Here is a 16,743-nt window from a genome sequence, read left to right on the forward strand (position 1 = left end):
GACCATGGCCTAAACCCTGTAACGGGAGGAAACCATGAGTCGCGCCTTCGTCAATGAAGATAACGCCGCCGCGCAAGTTGATCAGCCCGTCGAACGGCAGGTCAGCACGCAGCCCAATTACGTCACGCCCGCAGGCCTTGCCCAGTTGCAGGCAAAAGTTGCCGGGTTGCAACAATTGCACAATGAACAATCGGCCAAAGGCGAGCAGGCCGACAAGCAACGCCTGGTGGACCTTGAGCGGGATTTGCGCTACTTCAATCAGCGCCTGCAAAGCGCTCAAGTCGTAACCGCCGCCAGTTCAACGCAAAAGGTGCAGATCGGCAGCCGCGTGACCTTCGCCGACGAGCACAGCACCGAGCAAACCGTGCAATTGGTCGGTGAAGACCAGGCCGACGCGTCTGCGGGCCTGATCAACTGGGGTTCACCGCTGGGCCGGGCATTGCTTGGGGCGCAACTCGGCGACGAGGTGCTGTGGCAACGCCCGGCGGGCGATCAGACGATCGAAATCATCCGCATCGAACCGGCTTAAACCACGCCCTGGGCGAGCATGGCGTCGGCGACTTTGACGAAACCGGCAATGTTCGCGCCTTTGACGTAGTTGATGCGGCCGTTCTCTTCGCCGTAATGCACGCACGCATGGTGGATCGATTGCATGATCCCGTGGAGCTTGCTGTCCACTTCCCCGCCGGTCCACAGCAGACGCATGGCGTTCTGCGACATCTCCAGCCCGCTCACCGCGACACCGCCGGCGTTGGACGCCTTGCCCGGCGCGAACAGAATCCCGGCCTCGATAAACAGGTCCACGGCTTCCAGGGTGGTCGGCATGTTCGCGCCTTCCGCCACGCAGATGCAGCCGTTGCGCAGCAACGTGCGCGCGGCATCGGCATCCAGTTCGTTTTGAGTGGCGCAGGGCAGCGCGATGTCGCACGCCAGATCCCACGGGCACTGACCCGCACGGAACTCCAGGCCGAAACGCGTGGCCAGCTCGCTGATCCGTCCACGCTTGACGTTTTTCAGCTCCAACAGTGCCAGCCACTGTTCTTCGGTCAAACCCGCTTCGCAGTACAGCGTGCCTTCGGAGTCCGAGAGCGAAATCACCTTGCCGCCCAGGTCCATGACCTTGCGCGCCGCGTACTGCGCAACGTTACCGGAACCCGAGATCGCTACGCGCTTGCCTTCGACGGCTTCACCGCTGCGTTTGAGCATTTCCTCGGCGAAGTACACGCAGCCGAAACCGGTGGCTTCCGGACGAATCAGGCTGCCGCCATAGCTCGGGCCCTTGCCGGTCAGCACGCTGGTGAACTGGTTGCTCAGGCGCTTGTACTGGCCGAACAGGAAACCGATCTCGCGGGCACCGACGCCGATGTCGCCAGCCGGCACGTCAACGTCTGCACCGATGTGGCGGTACAACTCGCTCATGAAGGCCTGGCAGAAGCGCATGACTTCCGCGTCGCTTTTGCCTTTCGGGTCGAAGTCCGAGCCACCCTTGCCACCGCCCATGGGCAACGAGGTCAGGGAGTTTTTGAAGGTTTGTTCGAAGGCGAGGAATTTCAGTACGCCGAGGTTCACCGAAGGATGGAAACGCAAGCCGCCCTTGTACGGACCGATCGCGCTGTTCATCTGGATGCGGAAACCGCGATTGACCTGCACCTTGCCGTGATCGTCGACCCAGGAAACGCGGAACACAATCGCCCGCTCCGGCTCGCAGATCCGCTCCAGAATGCCGGAGGTCAGGTAATGCGGATTGGCTTCGAGAAATGGCCACAGACTGCGCAGGACCTCTTCGACGGCCTGGTGGAATTCAGGTTGGTCCGGGTCGCGTTTTTTCAGTCGGGCAAGGAAGGTTTCGACGGATTCGATCATGGAAAAGTCTCGGCAAATTTATTGTCGTTGGAAGAGATTGGGCCGGACTTTAGCAAACGGAGTGCGCACAGTAATAGAGCAAAATGTCGCGTTTATGAAATTAAATGGTGCGCAGGATATAAATAACCTCCATTTTCAGGCTGATTTCGCACCTAAAAAGGGATTCACAAATTGGATCATGCACCAGTAGTGATTCCGCTTTCGCGAGCAAGCTTTGCTCCTACAGTTGATCGCGTCCCCCTGTAGGAGCAAAGCTTGCTCGCGATGAATGCACCTCGGTACACCTGAAAAAATGCGAAAAAAAAACGGAGCCCGAAGGCTCCGTTTTTTCATGCAACCAACCCGAAATCAGGCCAGTTTCTTGTGCCGTACACGATGCGGCTGGGAAGCCGCTTCGCCGAGGCGTTTCTTGCGGTCGGCTTCGTACTCGGTGTAGTTACCTTCGAAGAACACCGCTTGCGAATCGTCTTCGTACGCCAGGATGTGCGTCGCGACGCGGTCAAGGAACCACCGATCGTGAGAGATCACAATGGCGGCGCCCGGGAAGTCCAGCAGGGCTTCTTCCAGGGAACGCAGGGTTTCAACGTCGAGGTCGTTGGACGGTTCGTCGAGCAGCAGGACGTTGCCGCCCTCTTTCAGGGTCAGGGCCAGGTGCAAGCGACCGCGCTCACCACCGGACAGGTCCTTGACGAACTTCTGTTGATCGCCGCCCTTGAAGTTGAAGCGACCGACGTAGGTACGCGACGGGATCTCGTAGTTGCCGATGCGGATCTGATCCGAACCGTCGGAGATTTGCTGGAACACAGTCTTGCTGCCGTCCAGGTCTTCGCGGCTCTGATCGACGCAGGCCAGTTGCACGGTTTCGCCGACTTCGATGCTGCCCGAATCCGGTTGTTCCTTGCCCATCAGCATGCGGAACAGCGTCGACTTACCGGCACCGTTACCGCCGATCACGCCAACGATGGCGCCTTTAGGCATGGAGAACGACAGGTTGTCGATCAGCACGCGATCGCCATAGCCCTTGGAAACGTTCTTGAACTCGATGACCTTGTCACCCAGGCGCGGACCGGCCGGGATGTAGATCTCGTTGGTTTCCGAACGCTTCTGGAATTCCTGCGATTGCATTTCTTCGAAGCGTTGCAGACGTGCCTTGGATTTGGACTGGCGGGCCTTGGCGCCTTTGCGCACCCACTCCAGTTCTTCCTTCATGGCTTTTTCGTGGGCCGACTGCTGCTTGGATTCGGCAGCGAGACGATCGGACTTGGCTTCAAGCCAACCCGAATAGTTGCCCTCGTACGGGATACCGGCGCCGCGGTCGAGCTCGAGGATCCAGCCAGCAACGTTGTCCAGGAAGTAACGGTCGTGCGTGATCGCAACGACAGTGCCCGGGAAGTCGTGGAGGAAGTGTTCCAGCCAGGCGACGGAATCGGCGTCCAGGTGGTTGGTCGGTTCGTCGAGCAGCAGCATGTCCGGTGCGGACAGCAGCAGGCGGCACAGGGCCACACGACGCTTTTCACCACCGGAAAGGAATTCGACCTTGGCATCCCAGGCCGGCAGGCGCAGCGCATCGGCGGCGACTTCCAGTTGGCGATCCAGGTTGTGACCGTCGCTGGCTTGCAGGATGGCTTCGAGCTTGGCCTGTTCGGCGGCCAGTTTGTCGAAGTCGGCATCTTCATCAGCGTAAGCCGCGTAGACCTCGTCCAGGCGTGCCTGGGCGTTCTTGATCACGCTGACCGCTTCCTCGACCACTTCACGCACGGTCTTGGTCGGGTCCAGGATCGGTTCCTGTGGCAGGTAGCCGATGTTCAACTCCGGCATCGGACGGGCTTCGCCCTCGAACTCGGTGTCGACGCCGGCCATGATTTTCAGCAGCGTGGATTTACCCGAACCGTTGAGGCCGAGCACGCCGATCTTGGCGCCGGGGAAGAAGGACAGCGAAATGTTTTTCAGGATTTCCCGCTTCGGCGGAACAACTTTACCCAGCCGATGCATGGTGAAGACGTATTGAGCCATGGAGAACCTTGGGTCAGTGACAGATGAATGATTGGAGCGCAGGCGATGCCCGGCCAGGCCGTGCGCGTCGACGACTGATAGGTATCAATGCTGCGCGCTGAAAAAACCTGATTCTAGGAGCTGGAACGCTCCCGCGTAACCGGCAAAGCTACCTTATTGACAGAAGGCAGTCCAGCCGGGAGGGTCTGGCACTTTGCCACAACTCAAGGCATGCTAGCCGCCCTCCGGGCGTCCGGCTTATAGTGCACGTCGCGCCAGTCCAGCTAAATCGCAGGATTACAGTTTGTCTAATGTCACTCCGCCCTTGACCACCCGTGCACCGACTGCTGTGTCCGGTTCCCCCCTGCGCGGAACATTAAAGGGCGCGCTGGCGACACTCGTGCTTTTGCTGCTCGCGTTGCTGTTCTGGCAACTGCTGGATCAGCTGCGCGAAACCCAGAAAAACCAGCGCCAATACACCATCGACTACACCGCCGATCTGGCTGCACAAGTCAGCCTGAACATGTCGCTCAATGCGCAGATCGCCCTCAACCTGCTACCGATCGTCGAACAGCCGCAAAGCGCCGACGAACAGCAGGAGCTGCTGCGCAAGCTGCAAAAGTCCTTGCCCGACCTGCGCAGCCTCGCGTTGTTGAGCCCCTCAGGGAAAGTCATCAGCGACACCACCGCCGACAGCGACGACGCCGACTACCTCGTCGAGCTGGTACGCCGCAGCCGTACCCAGGCACATTATTTCAGCAACGCCGATAACGGTTCGCTGGTGCACCTGTTGCTGCATCAAGCCAGCGGCAGCTCTCGGGGCTACTGGGTCCTGCGCCTGACGCCGAGCTTTTTCTCGTCATTGACCAAACCAGGCGAGGCCGGTATCCGCCCAATGTGGCTGGTGGAAAACCGCGTCAATCACCAGGTCATCAGCCGCGATGATTCACAGCCCCTGGCCAAGCCGAGCGAGCTGACCGCAAATGATGTGGCCAACAGCGTGCTGACGGTCCCCCTGACCGGCAGCGACTGGCAACTGCGCGGGTTGTTCGACCGGCAACGTGTGATCGAAGAACTGCTGCCGGCGTTTATCGGTAAATGCCTGTTGGGGCTGGCGCTCTCTCTGCTGCCGCTGATCGCCCTGTTGAACATACGCCGTCGTCAGCGCCAGGTGAGTGAAGGTCGCCGGCGCTATCAGGATATTTTCGAAGGCACCGGCGTCGCCCTGTGTGTGCTCGATGTGTCGGGTCTCAAGAACGTCTTCGACAAAAACCAGTTGATCAGCACCGAACACCTGCAAGCCTGGCTGGAAACCCCGGAACAGCGCCAGCAACTGTTGCAGGAGCTGCGCATCACCGAGGTCAACCAGGTCGCCCTGCAACTGCTCAACGTCAATTCCTGCGAGCAAGCCTGGAAGTTGCTGATCGACGGCAATCCGCTGGATGGCACCGCCATCGGCAATCAAGTGCTCGAAGCGGTACTCAATCAGCAGAAACAGTTCGAGCTGGAAATAAAACTGCAAGACGCCAATGGCCGCGATCAGCACCTGTGGCTGGTGATGCGCCTGCCGGAAAACCAGGACGACTATAAAGCGGTGATCCTGAGCATCAGCGACATCACCAGTCGCAAGCTCATCGAACTGTCGCTGCTTGAGCGTGAAGGGTTCTGGTCCGACGTGGTGCGCACCGTGCCGGATCATTTGTACGTCCAGGACGTGATCAGCCAGCGCATGATCTTCAGCAACCACCACCTGGGCCAGACACTCGGTTACAACCGCACCGAGCTGCACCAGATGGGCGAGTACTTCTGGGAAATCCTGCTGCACCCCGAAGATGCCGACCACTACCACCGCGCGCGACAGACCCAGCGGCACGCGGGCTATACGCAATTGCTGCAATGCCAACTGCGCTTCCGTCACCGCAACGGCAAATGGCGGCGTTTCGATATTCGTGAACAGGCGCTGGCGCGGGACAAACACGACCAGGTCACACGGATCATCGGCGTGGCCAAGGACATCACCGAGCAGATCGAGGCCAGTGAGTCCCTGCGCGACAGCGAGCAGCGCTACCGGATGCTCGCCGAAAGCATCAGCGACGTGATTTTCTCCACCGACAGCAAGCTCTCGCTCAACTACGTCAGCCCGTCGGTGCAAGCCGTGCTGGGCTACGACACCGACTGGATTTTCCAGAACGGCTGGCAGTCGACCATCGCCAACCCGCAACAGTTGACCGGCATCTACAACCTGATGGACCGCGTCAGCAAAGCGCTGGGCAAACCCGACCAACTGGCGCTGTTGCGCAGCCAGGTGCAGACCCAACTGTTCCTGTTCGACTGCCTGCGTGCCGATGGGCGCAAGATTCCGATCGAGTTGCGGCTGGTGCTGGTCTGGGACGAACACGGTGCCTTCGAAGGCGTGCTCGGTGTCGGTCGCGACATCAGCCAGCAACGCCGCGCCGAGAAAGACCTGCGCATGGCGGCCACGGTATTCGAACACTCGACGTCGGCGATCCTGATCACCGACCCGGCAGGCTATATCGTGCAGGCCAACGAAGCGTTCAGTCGCGTGAGCGGCTATGCGGTGGAGCAAGTGCTCGACCAGTTGCCGAACATGCTGACCGTCGACGAGCAGCAGGAAGCGCACCTGCGCTATGTGCTCAAGCAATTGAATCAGCACAGCACCTGGGAAGGCGAAGTCTGGCTCAGGCGTCGTAACGGCGAGCATTACCCGGCGTGGGTCGGCATCACGGCGGTGCTCGACGATGAAGGCGATCTGGCCAGTTACGTGTGTTTCTTCAGCGACATCAGCGAGCGCAAGGCCAGTGAACAACGGATTCACCGCCTCGCCTATTACGACGCCCTGACGCACCTGCCCAACCGCACGCTGTTCCAGGACCGCCTGCACACTGCGCTGCAATCGGCGGAACGGCAGAAGTCCTGGGTGGTGCTGATGTTCCTCGACCTCGACCGTTTCAAGCCGATCAACGACTCCCTGGGCCACGCCGCCGGCGATCGCATGCTCAAGGAAATGGCCACGCGCCTGCTCGGTTGCGTCGATGACGACGACACCGTGGCGCGTATGGGCGGCGACGAATTCACCTTGCTCCTGCAACCGCGGGCCAACCGTGAAATCGCCCTCAATCGAGCGATTCACGTGGCCGAACAGATTCTCGCCAGCCTGGTGAAACCGTTCGTGCTTGAAGGCCGCGAATTCTTCGTCACCGCCAGTATCGGCATCGCCCTGAGTCCGCAGGACGGCAACGAACTCAGTCAGCTGATGAAGAACGCCGACACCGCGATGTACCACGCCAAGGAACGCGGCAAGAACAACTTCCAGTTCTATCAGGCGGACATGAACGCCAGTGCCCTCGAGCGCCTGGAGCTGGAAAGCGACTTGCGTCACGCCCTGGAACAGAACGAATTCGTTCTGTACTACCAGCCGCAATTCAGCGGCGACGGCAAACGCCTGACCGGTGCCGAAGCCTTGCTGCGCTGGCGTCATCCCCGCCGTGGCCTGGTGCCGCCGGGGGATTTCATTCCGGTGCTCGAAGAACTGGGCCTGGTGGTGGACGTCGGCGACTGGGTGATCAGCGAGGCCTGCCGTCAGCTCAAGACCTGGCATCAGGCCAAGGTGCGGGTACCGAAGGTATCGGTCAACATCTCTGCCCGGCAGTTCTCCGACGGCCAGCTCGGCACGCGAATCGCCACCATCCTCAAGGAAACAGGCCTGCCACCGGCGTGCCTGGAGCTGGAGCTGACCGAAAGTATCCTGATGCGCGAAGTCAGCGAGGCGATGCAGATTCTGGCCGGGCTGAAAAACCTCGGGCTGAGCATCGCGGTCGACGACTTCGGCACCGGTTATTCGTCGCTCAACTACCTCAAGCAGTTCCCGATCGACGTGCTGAAGATCGACCGAACCTTTGTCGATGGCTTGCCGTCGGGTGAACAAGATGCGCAGATCGCCCGGGCGATCATCGCCATGGCCCACAGCCTCAACCTGGCGGTGATCGCCGAGGGTGTGGAAACCCATGAGCAGCTGGACTTCCTGCGTGAACATGGCTGTGATGAGGTTCAGGGTTACCTGTTCGGGCGGCCGATGCCGGCGGGACGGTTTGAAGCGCAGTTCAGTAATGATGCGTTGTTCATGTTCGATTGAAATTTGTAGTGCTGCAGATGACCCCTTCGCGGGCAAGCCTCGCTCCTACGGATATCACCGACTGTAGGAGCGAGGCTTGCCCGCGAAGAGGCCGGCACGATCGCCGCCGATTCCTGCATGAACACCACTTGTCTGCGACATGATGCCCTTTCATATGCCATCTAAATCCCATTGGGTTAGAATGCCCCCCTTTTCTGCCCCGATCCTTGAGGACCGCCATGTTCAGCCGTGATTTGACTATTGCCAAGTACGACGCCGATCTTTTTGCCGCCATGGAGCAAGAAGCTCAGCGCCAGGAAGAACACATCGAGCTGATCGCTTCGGAAAACTACACCAGCCCTGCGGTGATGGAAGCTCAAGGCTCGGTACTGACCAACAAGTACGCCGAAGGCTACCCGGGCAAGCGCTACTACGGTGGTTGCGAGTTCGTTGACGTCGTTGAGCAACTGGCCATCGACCGTGCCAAAGAACTGTTCGGCGCCGATTACGCCAACGTTCAGCCGCACGCCGGTTCGCAAGCCAACAGCGCCGTTTACCTGGCCCTGCTGCAAGCTGGCGACACCATCCTGGGCATGAGCCTGGCTCACGGTGGTCACCTGACCCACGGTGCCAGCGTTTCGTCCTCCGGCAAGCTGTACAACGCCGTTCAGTACGGTATCGACGCCAATGGCCTGATCGACTACGACGAAGTCGAGCGCCTGGCCGTTGAGCACAAGCCGAAAATGATCGTGGCCGGTTTCTCTGCCTACTCGCAGATCCTCGACTTCCCGCGCTTCCGCGCAATCGCTGACAAGGTTGGCGCCTACCTGTTCGTCGACATGGCCCACGTGGCCGGTCTGGTCGCCGCTGGCGTCTACCCGAACCCGGTGCCATTCGCTGACGTCGTGACCACCACCACGCACAAGACCCTGCGCGGTCCACGTGGCGGCCTGATCCTGGCTCGCGCCAACGCCGACATCGAGAAGAAGCTGAACTCCGCAGTATTCCCGGGCGCCCAGGGTGGCCCGCTGGAGCACGTGATCGCTGCTAAAGCGATCTGCTTCAAGGAAGCGCTGCAGCCTGAGTTCAAGGCTTACCAGCAACAAGTGGTGAAAAACGCCCAGGCCATGGCCAGCGTCTTCATCGAGCGCGGTTTCGATGTGGTTTCCGGCGGTACTGAAAACCACCTGTTCCTGCTGTCGCTGATCAAGCAGGAAATCTCCGGTAAAGACGCTGACGCCGCTCTGGGCAAAGCATTCATCACCGTGAACAAGAACTCCGTGCCAAACGATCCACGCTCCCCGTTCGTCACCTCCGGCCTGCGCTTCGGCACTCCGGCAGTGACCACTCGCGGCTTCAAGGAAGCAGAGTGCAAAGAGCTGGCCGGCTGGATCTGCGACATCCTGGCTGACCTGAACAACGAAGCGGTGATCGACGCCGTTCGTGAGAAGGTCAAGGCTATCTGCAAGAAGCTGCCGGTGTACGGCGCTTAATCAGCCCGTTAAACCGTAGTTAGAAAAAACCGGCCAGTGATGGCCGGTTTTTTTTCGCCTGCGTTTTGTAGGAGGTGGCTGGCTGGAGCGCTTGTTCTTGAGCCTTGCAGGGATCTTTCTGGCGCCATCGCCAGCAAGCCGGCTCCTACACAACCAGCTTCGCTGGTCAGACCGGTCATGCCAATTTCCAGGTTTTCACTTGTAATCGTAAAAAAATCCGGCGTAGACTGCGCCTGCACTGGACATACCGGTAAGACCACAATAATTAAGTCCTGAATCTGATGCGCGCAGCGCACGGCAGCCAGGACACCGACCAGGATTCCTCCCATGCTCAGATGGTGCTCGCGTTCAATCTTCCTTCAAGTGGTTCTCGGACTGGTGCTCGGCATCGTCTGCGGGCTGACCCTTCCCGAATACTCCGCCCAGCTCAAACCCCTCGGCGACGGCTTCATCAAACTGATCAAGATGCTCATCGGCTTGATCGTGTTCTGCGTGGTGGTCAGCGGTATCAGCGGCGCCGGCGACCTGAAGAAGGTCGGGCGCATCGGCCTGAAATCGGTGATCTACTTCGAAGTGCTGACTACCATCGCCCTGGTGATTGGCCTGGTGTTCGCCTTCAGCACCGGCATCGGCAGCGGCGCGAACATTCATCTGGAGCAGCTGTCTGCCGCCGACATGGGCGACATCGCCCAGCGCGGCCAGCACATGCACACCACTACGCAGTTCCTGATGGACCTGATTCCGACCTCGGTGATCGGCGCCTTTGCCGACAACAACATCCTGCAGGTCCTGCTGTTTTCAGTGCTGTTCGGCAGCGCACTGAACCTGGTGGGCGAAGCCGCGTCGGGCATTTCCCGGCTGATCAATGAGCTGAGCCACGTGATTTTCCGCATCATGGGCATGATCGTGCGCCTGGCGCCGATCGGCGTGTTCGGCGCAATTGCCTTCACCACCAGCAAATATGGCCTGGACTCCCTGCAACACCTGGGCAGCCTGGTCGGTCTTTTCTACCTGACGTGTGTCGCGTTCGTGGCGCTGATTCTCGGCCTGGTGATGCGCCTGTCCGGCCTGCGCATGTGGCCACTGCTCAAATACCTGCGCGAAGAACTGATGATCGTCATGGGCACCGCGTCGTCCGACGCCGTGCTGCCGCAAATCATGCGCAAGCTCGAACATCTGGGCATCGGCAGTTCAACGGTCGGGTTGGTGATTCCCACCGGTTACTCATTCAACCTCGACGGTTTTTCGATCTACCTGACATTGGCCATTGTGTTCATCGCCAATGCCACCGGTACGCCGTTGGCCATGACTGATTTGCTGACCATTTTGCTGGTGTCGCTGATCACCTCCAAAGGGGCTCACGGGATTCCCGGCTCGGCGCTGGTGATTCTGGCAGCGACACTGACGGCCATCCCGGCGATTCCGGTGGTCGGTCTGGTGCTGGTATTGGCGGTGGACTGGTTCATGGGCATCGGCCGCGCGCTGACCAACCTGATTGGCAACTGCGTCGCCACCGTGGCCATCGCCCGATGGGAAAAAGACATCGATATCCAACGCGCAAACAAGGTGCTTTCCGGTCAGGTGGGTTATACCTTCCAGCCTCGAAAACCGGTCGCGCCCGCGCACCAGCAGGAATTTTAAACAACGTGTGCCTGCCTATGGGCGGGCACATTATCGCGACTTGGAGCGAACAGTGATTACCTCGTCAACCGTCGTAAATTCAGTAGTGGAAAAACTTCGTGCCGCGCTGGCCCGTGGGCAATGGCGCTCCGGCGAGATGCTGCCGGGGCAACGTGAACTGGCCGAGCAACTGGGCATCAGCCGTCCGAGCCTGCGCGAGGCGGTCATCGTCCTGGAAACCCTCGGCCTGGTGCGCTCGATGCCGGGCAAAGGCGTGGTGGTGCTCGATGCCCAACTGACAGACAGCCAAAGCCACGACAGTGCAGTGGCCGGTGCGAGCCTGGAAGACGTGCTGCAACTGCGCTACACCCTTGAGCCGTTTATCGTCGGTCTGGTGGCGCAGTCGATCAGCAGCAAGGAAGTCGGGCAATTGCGCCTGACCCTGATGGACATGCGCGAAGCCCTGGAGGCGAACGACAGCGAAGCCGGGGTCAACGCCTACATCGCGTTCCACGAAGAGCTGTTCACGCTGACCTCGAACCCGATTTTCCAGAGCGTGGTACAGCAGACCAGCAACGCCCTCAAGCAAAGCGCCGAGGTGCTGCGCAACTCACCTGAGCATCTGGCCGAACGCCTCGAAGAAAACGAAGCCGTAGTACGCGCGATCCGCAGCAAAAACAGCGCCCTGGCGAGTGCCGAAATGCGTCGGCACATTCTTCGCGAAGGCCAGCGGATGGGCATCGAATTGAATATCCCGGACGACAACCTCGGCAGTTGAACCCTCTTGGAACCGGAGACAGGCCATGAACAGCTTCGCTTCAGCGCAAACTCTTGTTGCCCTGCCCTTTCCCGCGCCGACGGATGATCTCTACTCGCGAGTCTTCGACGCCATTCTTGAACAGCGCATCGATGCGGCCAGTCGCTTTACCGAAGAAAGCCTGGCGCAGATGTTCGGCGTTCGCCGCAGTGACATGCGTGGGGTGCTGACGCAGCTGTCCCATCAGCAGATCATCGTGTTGCGCACTCACCATCGCCCCCGAGTCGCGGCGCTCGATCATGAGCAAGTCCGGCAGACGCTGCATGCGCGGCGGCTGACCGAAACCACGGTGGTGCGGCTGGCGTGCCAGCAGCCCCGTGCGCAAGACTTGAAGTGTCTGCGTGGGTTGATTGATCGCGAGCGCCAATGTGCCGCGCATGGCTCGGCGATCAGGTTGGCGGGGGCGTTTCATCTGCAGCTGGCCGAAATGGCGGGGAATGCACCGTTGGCGCATTTTCTGGGCAGCCTGGTGCCACTGACTTCACTGGCGATTGCGCAGTTTGATGTATCGGCGGAGGGTTATTGCGATTGGCGGGTGCATTCCGCAATTCTGGATGCGGTGGCGCGTGGGGATGCGGTGAAGGCAGTCTCGCTGCTGAGCGGGCACCTGGATGATCTTGAGGAAATATTGCTGAACTCAGGACTTGGGCTTAGTCAGGATCGTGTTGCTGGTTAGATCGCTTTCGCGGGCAAGCCTCGCTCCTACGGATATCACCGACTGTAGGAGCGAGGCTTGCCCGCGAAGGCGTTATCACTGACGAACGAAACGATTCAATCCGCCGCCACCCGCGCAAACCCCTCGCGGATCTTCTCTTCCGGCAATTCATCGGCAATAAACACAATCACACTTTCCCGCGCCTCGCCCTCTGCCCACTCCGTGTCCCAGTCGAAGCCATACAACTTCAGCACCCCCTGAAACACCATGCGCCGCGGCTCGCCAAGGATGTTCAGCACGCCTTTGTAGCGCAGCAGCTGCTTGCCATGTTCTTCCAGCAGTTCGTTCATGAACTCGCTGAGCTTGTCGATATCCAGCGGCTTGTCGGTGCGCAGCACCAGGCTGGAAATGCGGTCGATGGAAGGCGCTTTGCTGACCGGGCGCAAACTCACGCCGCCCCCCAGGTCGGCATTGAGGTTGAAGCCGCGCACATCGAGCAGTTCGGCCAGATCGATCTGGCCGTGGTCGACCACGCGAATCGGCGCGCGACGGTTGATACGGGTCAGGCGCTCGCTCAACGCGGTGAAGGTCGGCTCGTCCACCAGATCGCGTTTGCTCACCAGCAAGCGGTCGGCAAAACCAATCTGCGCCTGGGCGATGGTTTGGGTCAGGTGTACGTCGGCGTGCGCTGCATCGACCAACGTGATGATGCCGTCGAGGATGTAACGCTCACGCAGTTCTTCGTCGATGAAGAAGGTTTGTGCCACCGGTGCCGGATCCGCCAGGCCGGTGCACTCGATCACCAGGCGGTCGAAGGCGATTTCGCCACTGTCCAGGCGTTCGAGCAACAGGTAGAGCGCCTTGGTCAGGTCGGTGTGGATGGTGCAGCAGACGCAGCCGTTGGACAGCGTCATCACCTGCACCGGCTCGTCGCCCAACAGTTGGGTGTCGATGCCGGCGTCACTGAATTCGTTTTCGATCACGGCGATTTTCAGGCCGTGCTCGGCTTTGAGCAGGTGGCGCAACAGCGTGGTCTTGCCGGCGCCGAGGAAGCCGCTGAGGATCGTAACGGGGATGGGAGAGGACAACTGGAGTCTCCTGCTTTACAAAATTAGAAAACAACATAAAACAAATGTGGGAGCTAGCCTGCTAGCGATGGCGGACTGTCAATCAACAGTGATGTTGAATGTTCAGCCGCCATCGCCAGCAGGCTAGCTCCCACAGGGATTGCTGTTAACCCGACAACCGGGTCAACAGCACTTCGGCCCACCCTTGCCACCGTAACGGGCTTCCTGACGTTCCCGAAAGAACATTTCGTAGCTCATCACCGGTTTGTCCGGGTGTTTGGTCTGCATATGCTCGACGTAGTTGTCGTAGTCGGGCATGCCGACCATCAGGCGCGCGGCCTGACCGAGGTATTTACCGAGGCGACTCAGGTCATTGAACATGCTGCAATCCTCGATTACGCGTCCGGCAAGGCCTGGAATGGCGATTCTTTATCCGTACGCTCTTTTTTACCCCAGGCGGCAATGCCGACCTTGAGTGCATAGAACAGGATACTGAACACCACGAACAGGAACAGCGCGGTCAGCGTTGCATTGGTGTAGGCGTTGAAAATCACGTGTTGCATCTGGGTGATGTCCTTGGCCGGGGCGAGGATCTGACCGTTGGCCAGCGCATCGCTGTATTTTTTGGCCAGCGACAGGAAGCCGATCGCCGGGTTGGCGTCGAACAGCTTGATGAAGCCGGCGGTGGTGGTGCAGATCAGCAGCCAGACCGCTGGCACCATGGTCACCCAGACGTAGCGTTGGCGTTTCATTTTGATCAGCACGACGGTGCCGAGCATCAGCGCGATACCGGCCAGCATCTGGTTGGAGATACCGAACAGCGGCCACAAGGTGTTGATGCCACCCAGCGGGTCGATCACACCCTGATACAGCAACCAGCCCCACATCGCCACACAACCGGCGGTGGCGATCAGGTTGGCGGTCCAGGATTCGGTGCGTTTCAGCGCCGGCACGAAGGAGCCGAGCAAGTCCTGCAGCATGAAGCGACCGGCACGGGTACCGGCATCGACTGCGGTCAGGATGAACAGCGCTTCGAACAGGATCGCGAAGTGGTACCAGAACGCCATGGTGTTTTCACCCGGCAGGACACTGTGCAGGATCTGCGCGATACCGACCGCCAGGGTCGGCGCACCGCCGGCACGGGCCAGGATGGTGGTTTCACCGATGTCCTTGGCCACCGTTTGCAGCGCTTCCGGGGTAATTGCAAAACCCCAGCTGCTGACAGTTTGTGCAACCGCGACCACGTCACCACCGACGACGGCCGCCGGGCTGTTCATGGCGAAATACACGCCTGGCTCGATCACCGAAGCGGCAACCATCGCCATGATGGCCACGAACGATTCCATCAACATGCCGCCGTAACCGATGTAACGGGCGTTGACCTCGTTATCCAGCAGTTTTGGCGTGGTGCCGGAGGAGATCAGCGCGTGGAAACCCGAGACCGCGCCACAGGCGATGGTGATGAACAGGAACGGGAACAGGCCGCCTTTCCATACCGGACCGGTGCCATCGATGAACTGGGTCAGCGCCGGCATTTTCAGCTCGGGCATGGTGACCAGGATGCCGATCGCCAGTGCGATGATGGTGCCGATTTTGAGGAACGTCGACAGGTAGTCACGCGGGGCCAGAATCAGCCACACCGGCAAAGAGGCAGCGACGAAACCGTAACCGACCAGCATCCAGGTGATCTGCACGCCAGTGAAGGTGAAGGCTTTGGCCCAGACCGGGTCCGCGGCAATCTGCCCGCCCAGCCAGATCGAACCCAGCAGCAACAGCACGCCGACGATGGAGATCTCACCGATGCGGCCCGGGCGGATGTAGCGCATGTAGATGCCCATGAACATCGCGATCGGGATGGTTGCCATCACCGTGAAAATGCCCCACGGGCTTTCGGCCAGGGCTTTTACGACGATCAGCGCCAGCACCGCGAGGATGATGATCATGATCAGGAAGCAGCCGAACAGCGCGATGGTGCCGGGGATGCGGCCCATTTCTTCACGGACCATGTCGCCCAGGGAGCGGCCGTTGCGGCGGGTGGACATGAACAGGACCATGAAGTCCTGAACCGCACCGGCCAGCACCACGCCGGCAATCAGCCACAGCGTGCCGGGCAAGTAGCCCATCTGCGCCGCCAACACCGGACCGACCAATGGCCCTGCGCCGGCAATGGCCGCGAAGTGGTGACCGAAGAGGATGTGTTTGTTGGTAGGGACGTAGTCCAGACCATCATTGTTGAGCACAGCGGGGGTGGCCCGTCGTGAATCGAGTTGCATCACGTTGTTAGCGATGAACAGACTGTAATAACGGTACGCAACCAGATAAATGGCCACGGCAGCGACCACAATCCACAAGGCGTTGATTGCCTCGCCTCGACGCAATGCCACTACGCCAAGGGCGCACGCTCCTACGATTGCCAGCAGCAGCCAGGGTAGGTGGCGTAGCGGGCTATTATTATTTTTCATTTTTTTATTCCAGCCAGGGTGGACAAGAAAGACAGCCACCCCGAGTTTAGCTCTCCTGACGGCAAAGGCCATACCCGACATTGGTCTAGACGCCTGTGTCGGCTGGCAGGCTTTGACAATGCGGGTCTATAGTCAGCGGACATTAAGAGGAATAAGCCATGAGCGAACACCCTGCCAATCGCCGCCGCTTCAAACGTATTGCGTTCGATGCCCGAACCGAGCTTTGCCAAGGGGAATTCATCTGGCCAGTGAAGCTGATTGACTTGTCGCTCAAGGGAATACTGATCGAGCGACCCGAGCCGTGGCTGGGCGACCCGAAAAAGATGTTTTCTGTCGACATTCATCTCAGCAAGGACTTTGACATCAAGATGGATGTGCAACTGAAGCACGACGATCCTCACCATTTGGGATTCGCTTGCCGATACATCAGCCTGGAATCCATCGAGCGGCTGCGGCGATTGATCGAGCTCAATCTGGGGGATCCGCAGGAGCTGGAGCGCGAATTGGGCGCCCTGATCGAAGTCTGAAAACCCGACACCAATCCAATGTGGGAGTGAGCCTGCTCGCGATAGCTGTTTATCATTCAACGATGATGTTGACTGACAGTCCGCTATCGCGAGCAGGCTCGCTCCCACAGGATCG

The 16,743-nt window shown here is 59.8% G+C and carries 13 protein-coding genes; 7 read left to right on the top strand and 6 right to left on the bottom strand.

Translation table 11 applies throughout. From position 1 onward, the window contains the following. Positions 1–34: 34 nt before the first annotated feature. Entirely contained in the window at positions 35–529 is a 495-nt protein-coding gene (locus KGA97_RS08510; RefSeq protein ID WP_008037922.1) for a GreA/GreB family elongation factor, read from the top strand. On the opposite strand, the gene gdhA is transcribed toward KGA97_RS08510, so the two are convergent. After that, entirely contained in the window at positions 526–1,863 is a 1,338-nt protein-coding gene (gdhA, locus tag KGA97_RS08515; RefSeq protein ID WP_223480578.1) for an NADP-specific glutamate dehydrogenase, read from the bottom strand. The genes KGA97_RS08510 and gdhA overlap by 4 nt on opposite strands. Before the next feature lie 348 nt (positions 1,864–2,211). Further along, complete coding sequence (gene ettA, locus KGA97_RS08520) at positions 2,212–3,876, bottom strand: energy-dependent translational throttle protein EttA (protein WP_008028865.1); 1,665 nt, start codon at positions 3,874–3,876, stop codon at positions 2,212–2,214. 283 nt (positions 3,877–4,159) lie between these two features. Here ettA and KGA97_RS08525 point away from each other — a divergent pair, with 283 nt between their 5' ends. Further along, entirely contained in the window at positions 4,160–8,008 is a 3,849-nt protein-coding gene (locus KGA97_RS08525; RefSeq protein WP_223480579.1) for a bifunctional diguanylate cyclase/phosphodiesterase, read from the top strand. A 218-nt stretch (positions 8,009–8,226) separates the two neighbouring features. Then, positions 8,227–9,480 (top strand): serine hydroxymethyltransferase, encoded by a 1,254-nt coding sequence (gene glyA, locus KGA97_RS08530; RefSeq protein WP_008028869.1) that lies wholly within the window; start codon positions 8,227–8,229, stop codon positions 9,478–9,480. Positions 9,481–9,488: 8 nt separating this feature from the next. Here the strand turns inward: glyA and KGA97_RS08535 are convergent, their stop codons facing one another. Further along, the gene (locus KGA97_RS08535) at positions 9,489–9,809 is read right to left on the bottom strand and encodes a hypothetical protein (protein ID WP_223480580.1); all 321 of its coding nucleotides are present in this window, start codon (positions 9,807–9,809) and stop codon (positions 9,489–9,491) included. Here KGA97_RS08535 and KGA97_RS08540 point away from each other — a divergent pair. From KGA97_RS08540 to KGA97_RS08550, 3 genes are read left to right on the top strand one after another with little or no spacing between them, the layout of a single operon-like run. Continuing rightward, positions 9,808–11,121, top strand: a complete 1,314-nt coding sequence (locus KGA97_RS08540) for a C4-dicarboxylate transporter DctA (RefSeq protein ID WP_008040326.1) — start codon at positions 9,808–9,810, stop codon at positions 11,119–11,121. The genes KGA97_RS08535 and KGA97_RS08540 overlap by 2 nt on opposite strands. A 52-nt stretch (positions 11,122–11,173) precedes the next feature. Then, on the top strand, positions 11,174–11,878 hold the full coding sequence (locus KGA97_RS08545; protein WP_008040325.1) for a FadR/GntR family transcriptional regulator: 705 nt from the start codon (positions 11,174–11,176) through the stop codon (positions 11,876–11,878). A 25-nt stretch (positions 11,879–11,903) separates the two neighbouring features. Beyond that, positions 11,904–12,593 (top strand): GntR family transcriptional regulator, encoded by a 690-nt coding sequence (locus tag KGA97_RS08550; RefSeq protein WP_223480581.1) that lies wholly within the window; start codon positions 11,904–11,906, stop codon positions 12,591–12,593. 95 nt (positions 12,594–12,688) lie between these two features. Here KGA97_RS08550 and yjiA read toward each other — a convergent pair whose 3' ends face one another. The 3 genes from yjiA to KGA97_RS08565 form a co-directional block, all read right to left on the bottom strand. Next, positions 12,689–13,660 carry a GTPase gene (gene yjiA / locus KGA97_RS08555; protein WP_008028882.1) on the bottom strand — a complete coding sequence of 324 codons (972 nt, stop codon included), beginning with the start codon at positions 13,658–13,660 and terminating at the stop codon, positions 12,689–12,691. 162 nt (positions 13,661–13,822) lie between these two features. Beyond that, a complete protein-coding gene (locus KGA97_RS08560; protein ID WP_007895266.1) occupies positions 13,823–14,020 on the bottom strand; it encodes a YbdD/YjiX family protein in 198 nt (65 codons plus the stop codon). A 14-nt stretch (positions 14,021–14,034) separates the two neighbouring features. Continuing rightward, positions 14,035–16,101: a carbon starvation CstA family protein gene (locus tag KGA97_RS08565; RefSeq protein WP_008040323.1), complete on the bottom strand. Its 2,067-nt coding sequence runs from the start codon at positions 16,099–16,101 to the stop codon at positions 14,035–14,037. Between the two features lie 158 nt (positions 16,102–16,259). Between KGA97_RS08565 and KGA97_RS08570 the strand changes: the two genes are divergently transcribed. Continuing rightward, complete coding sequence (locus KGA97_RS08570) at positions 16,260–16,628, top strand: PilZ domain-containing protein (RefSeq protein WP_223480582.1); 369 nt, start codon at positions 16,260–16,262, stop codon at positions 16,626–16,628. Positions 16,629–16,743 lie beyond the last annotated feature (115 nt).

Origin of the sequence: Pseudomonas sp. BF-B-15, assembly GCF_019946675.1 — a bacterium.
Lineage (GTDB): Bacteria > Pseudomonadota > Gammaproteobacteria > Pseudomonadales > Pseudomonadaceae > Aquipseudomonas > Aquipseudomonas migulae.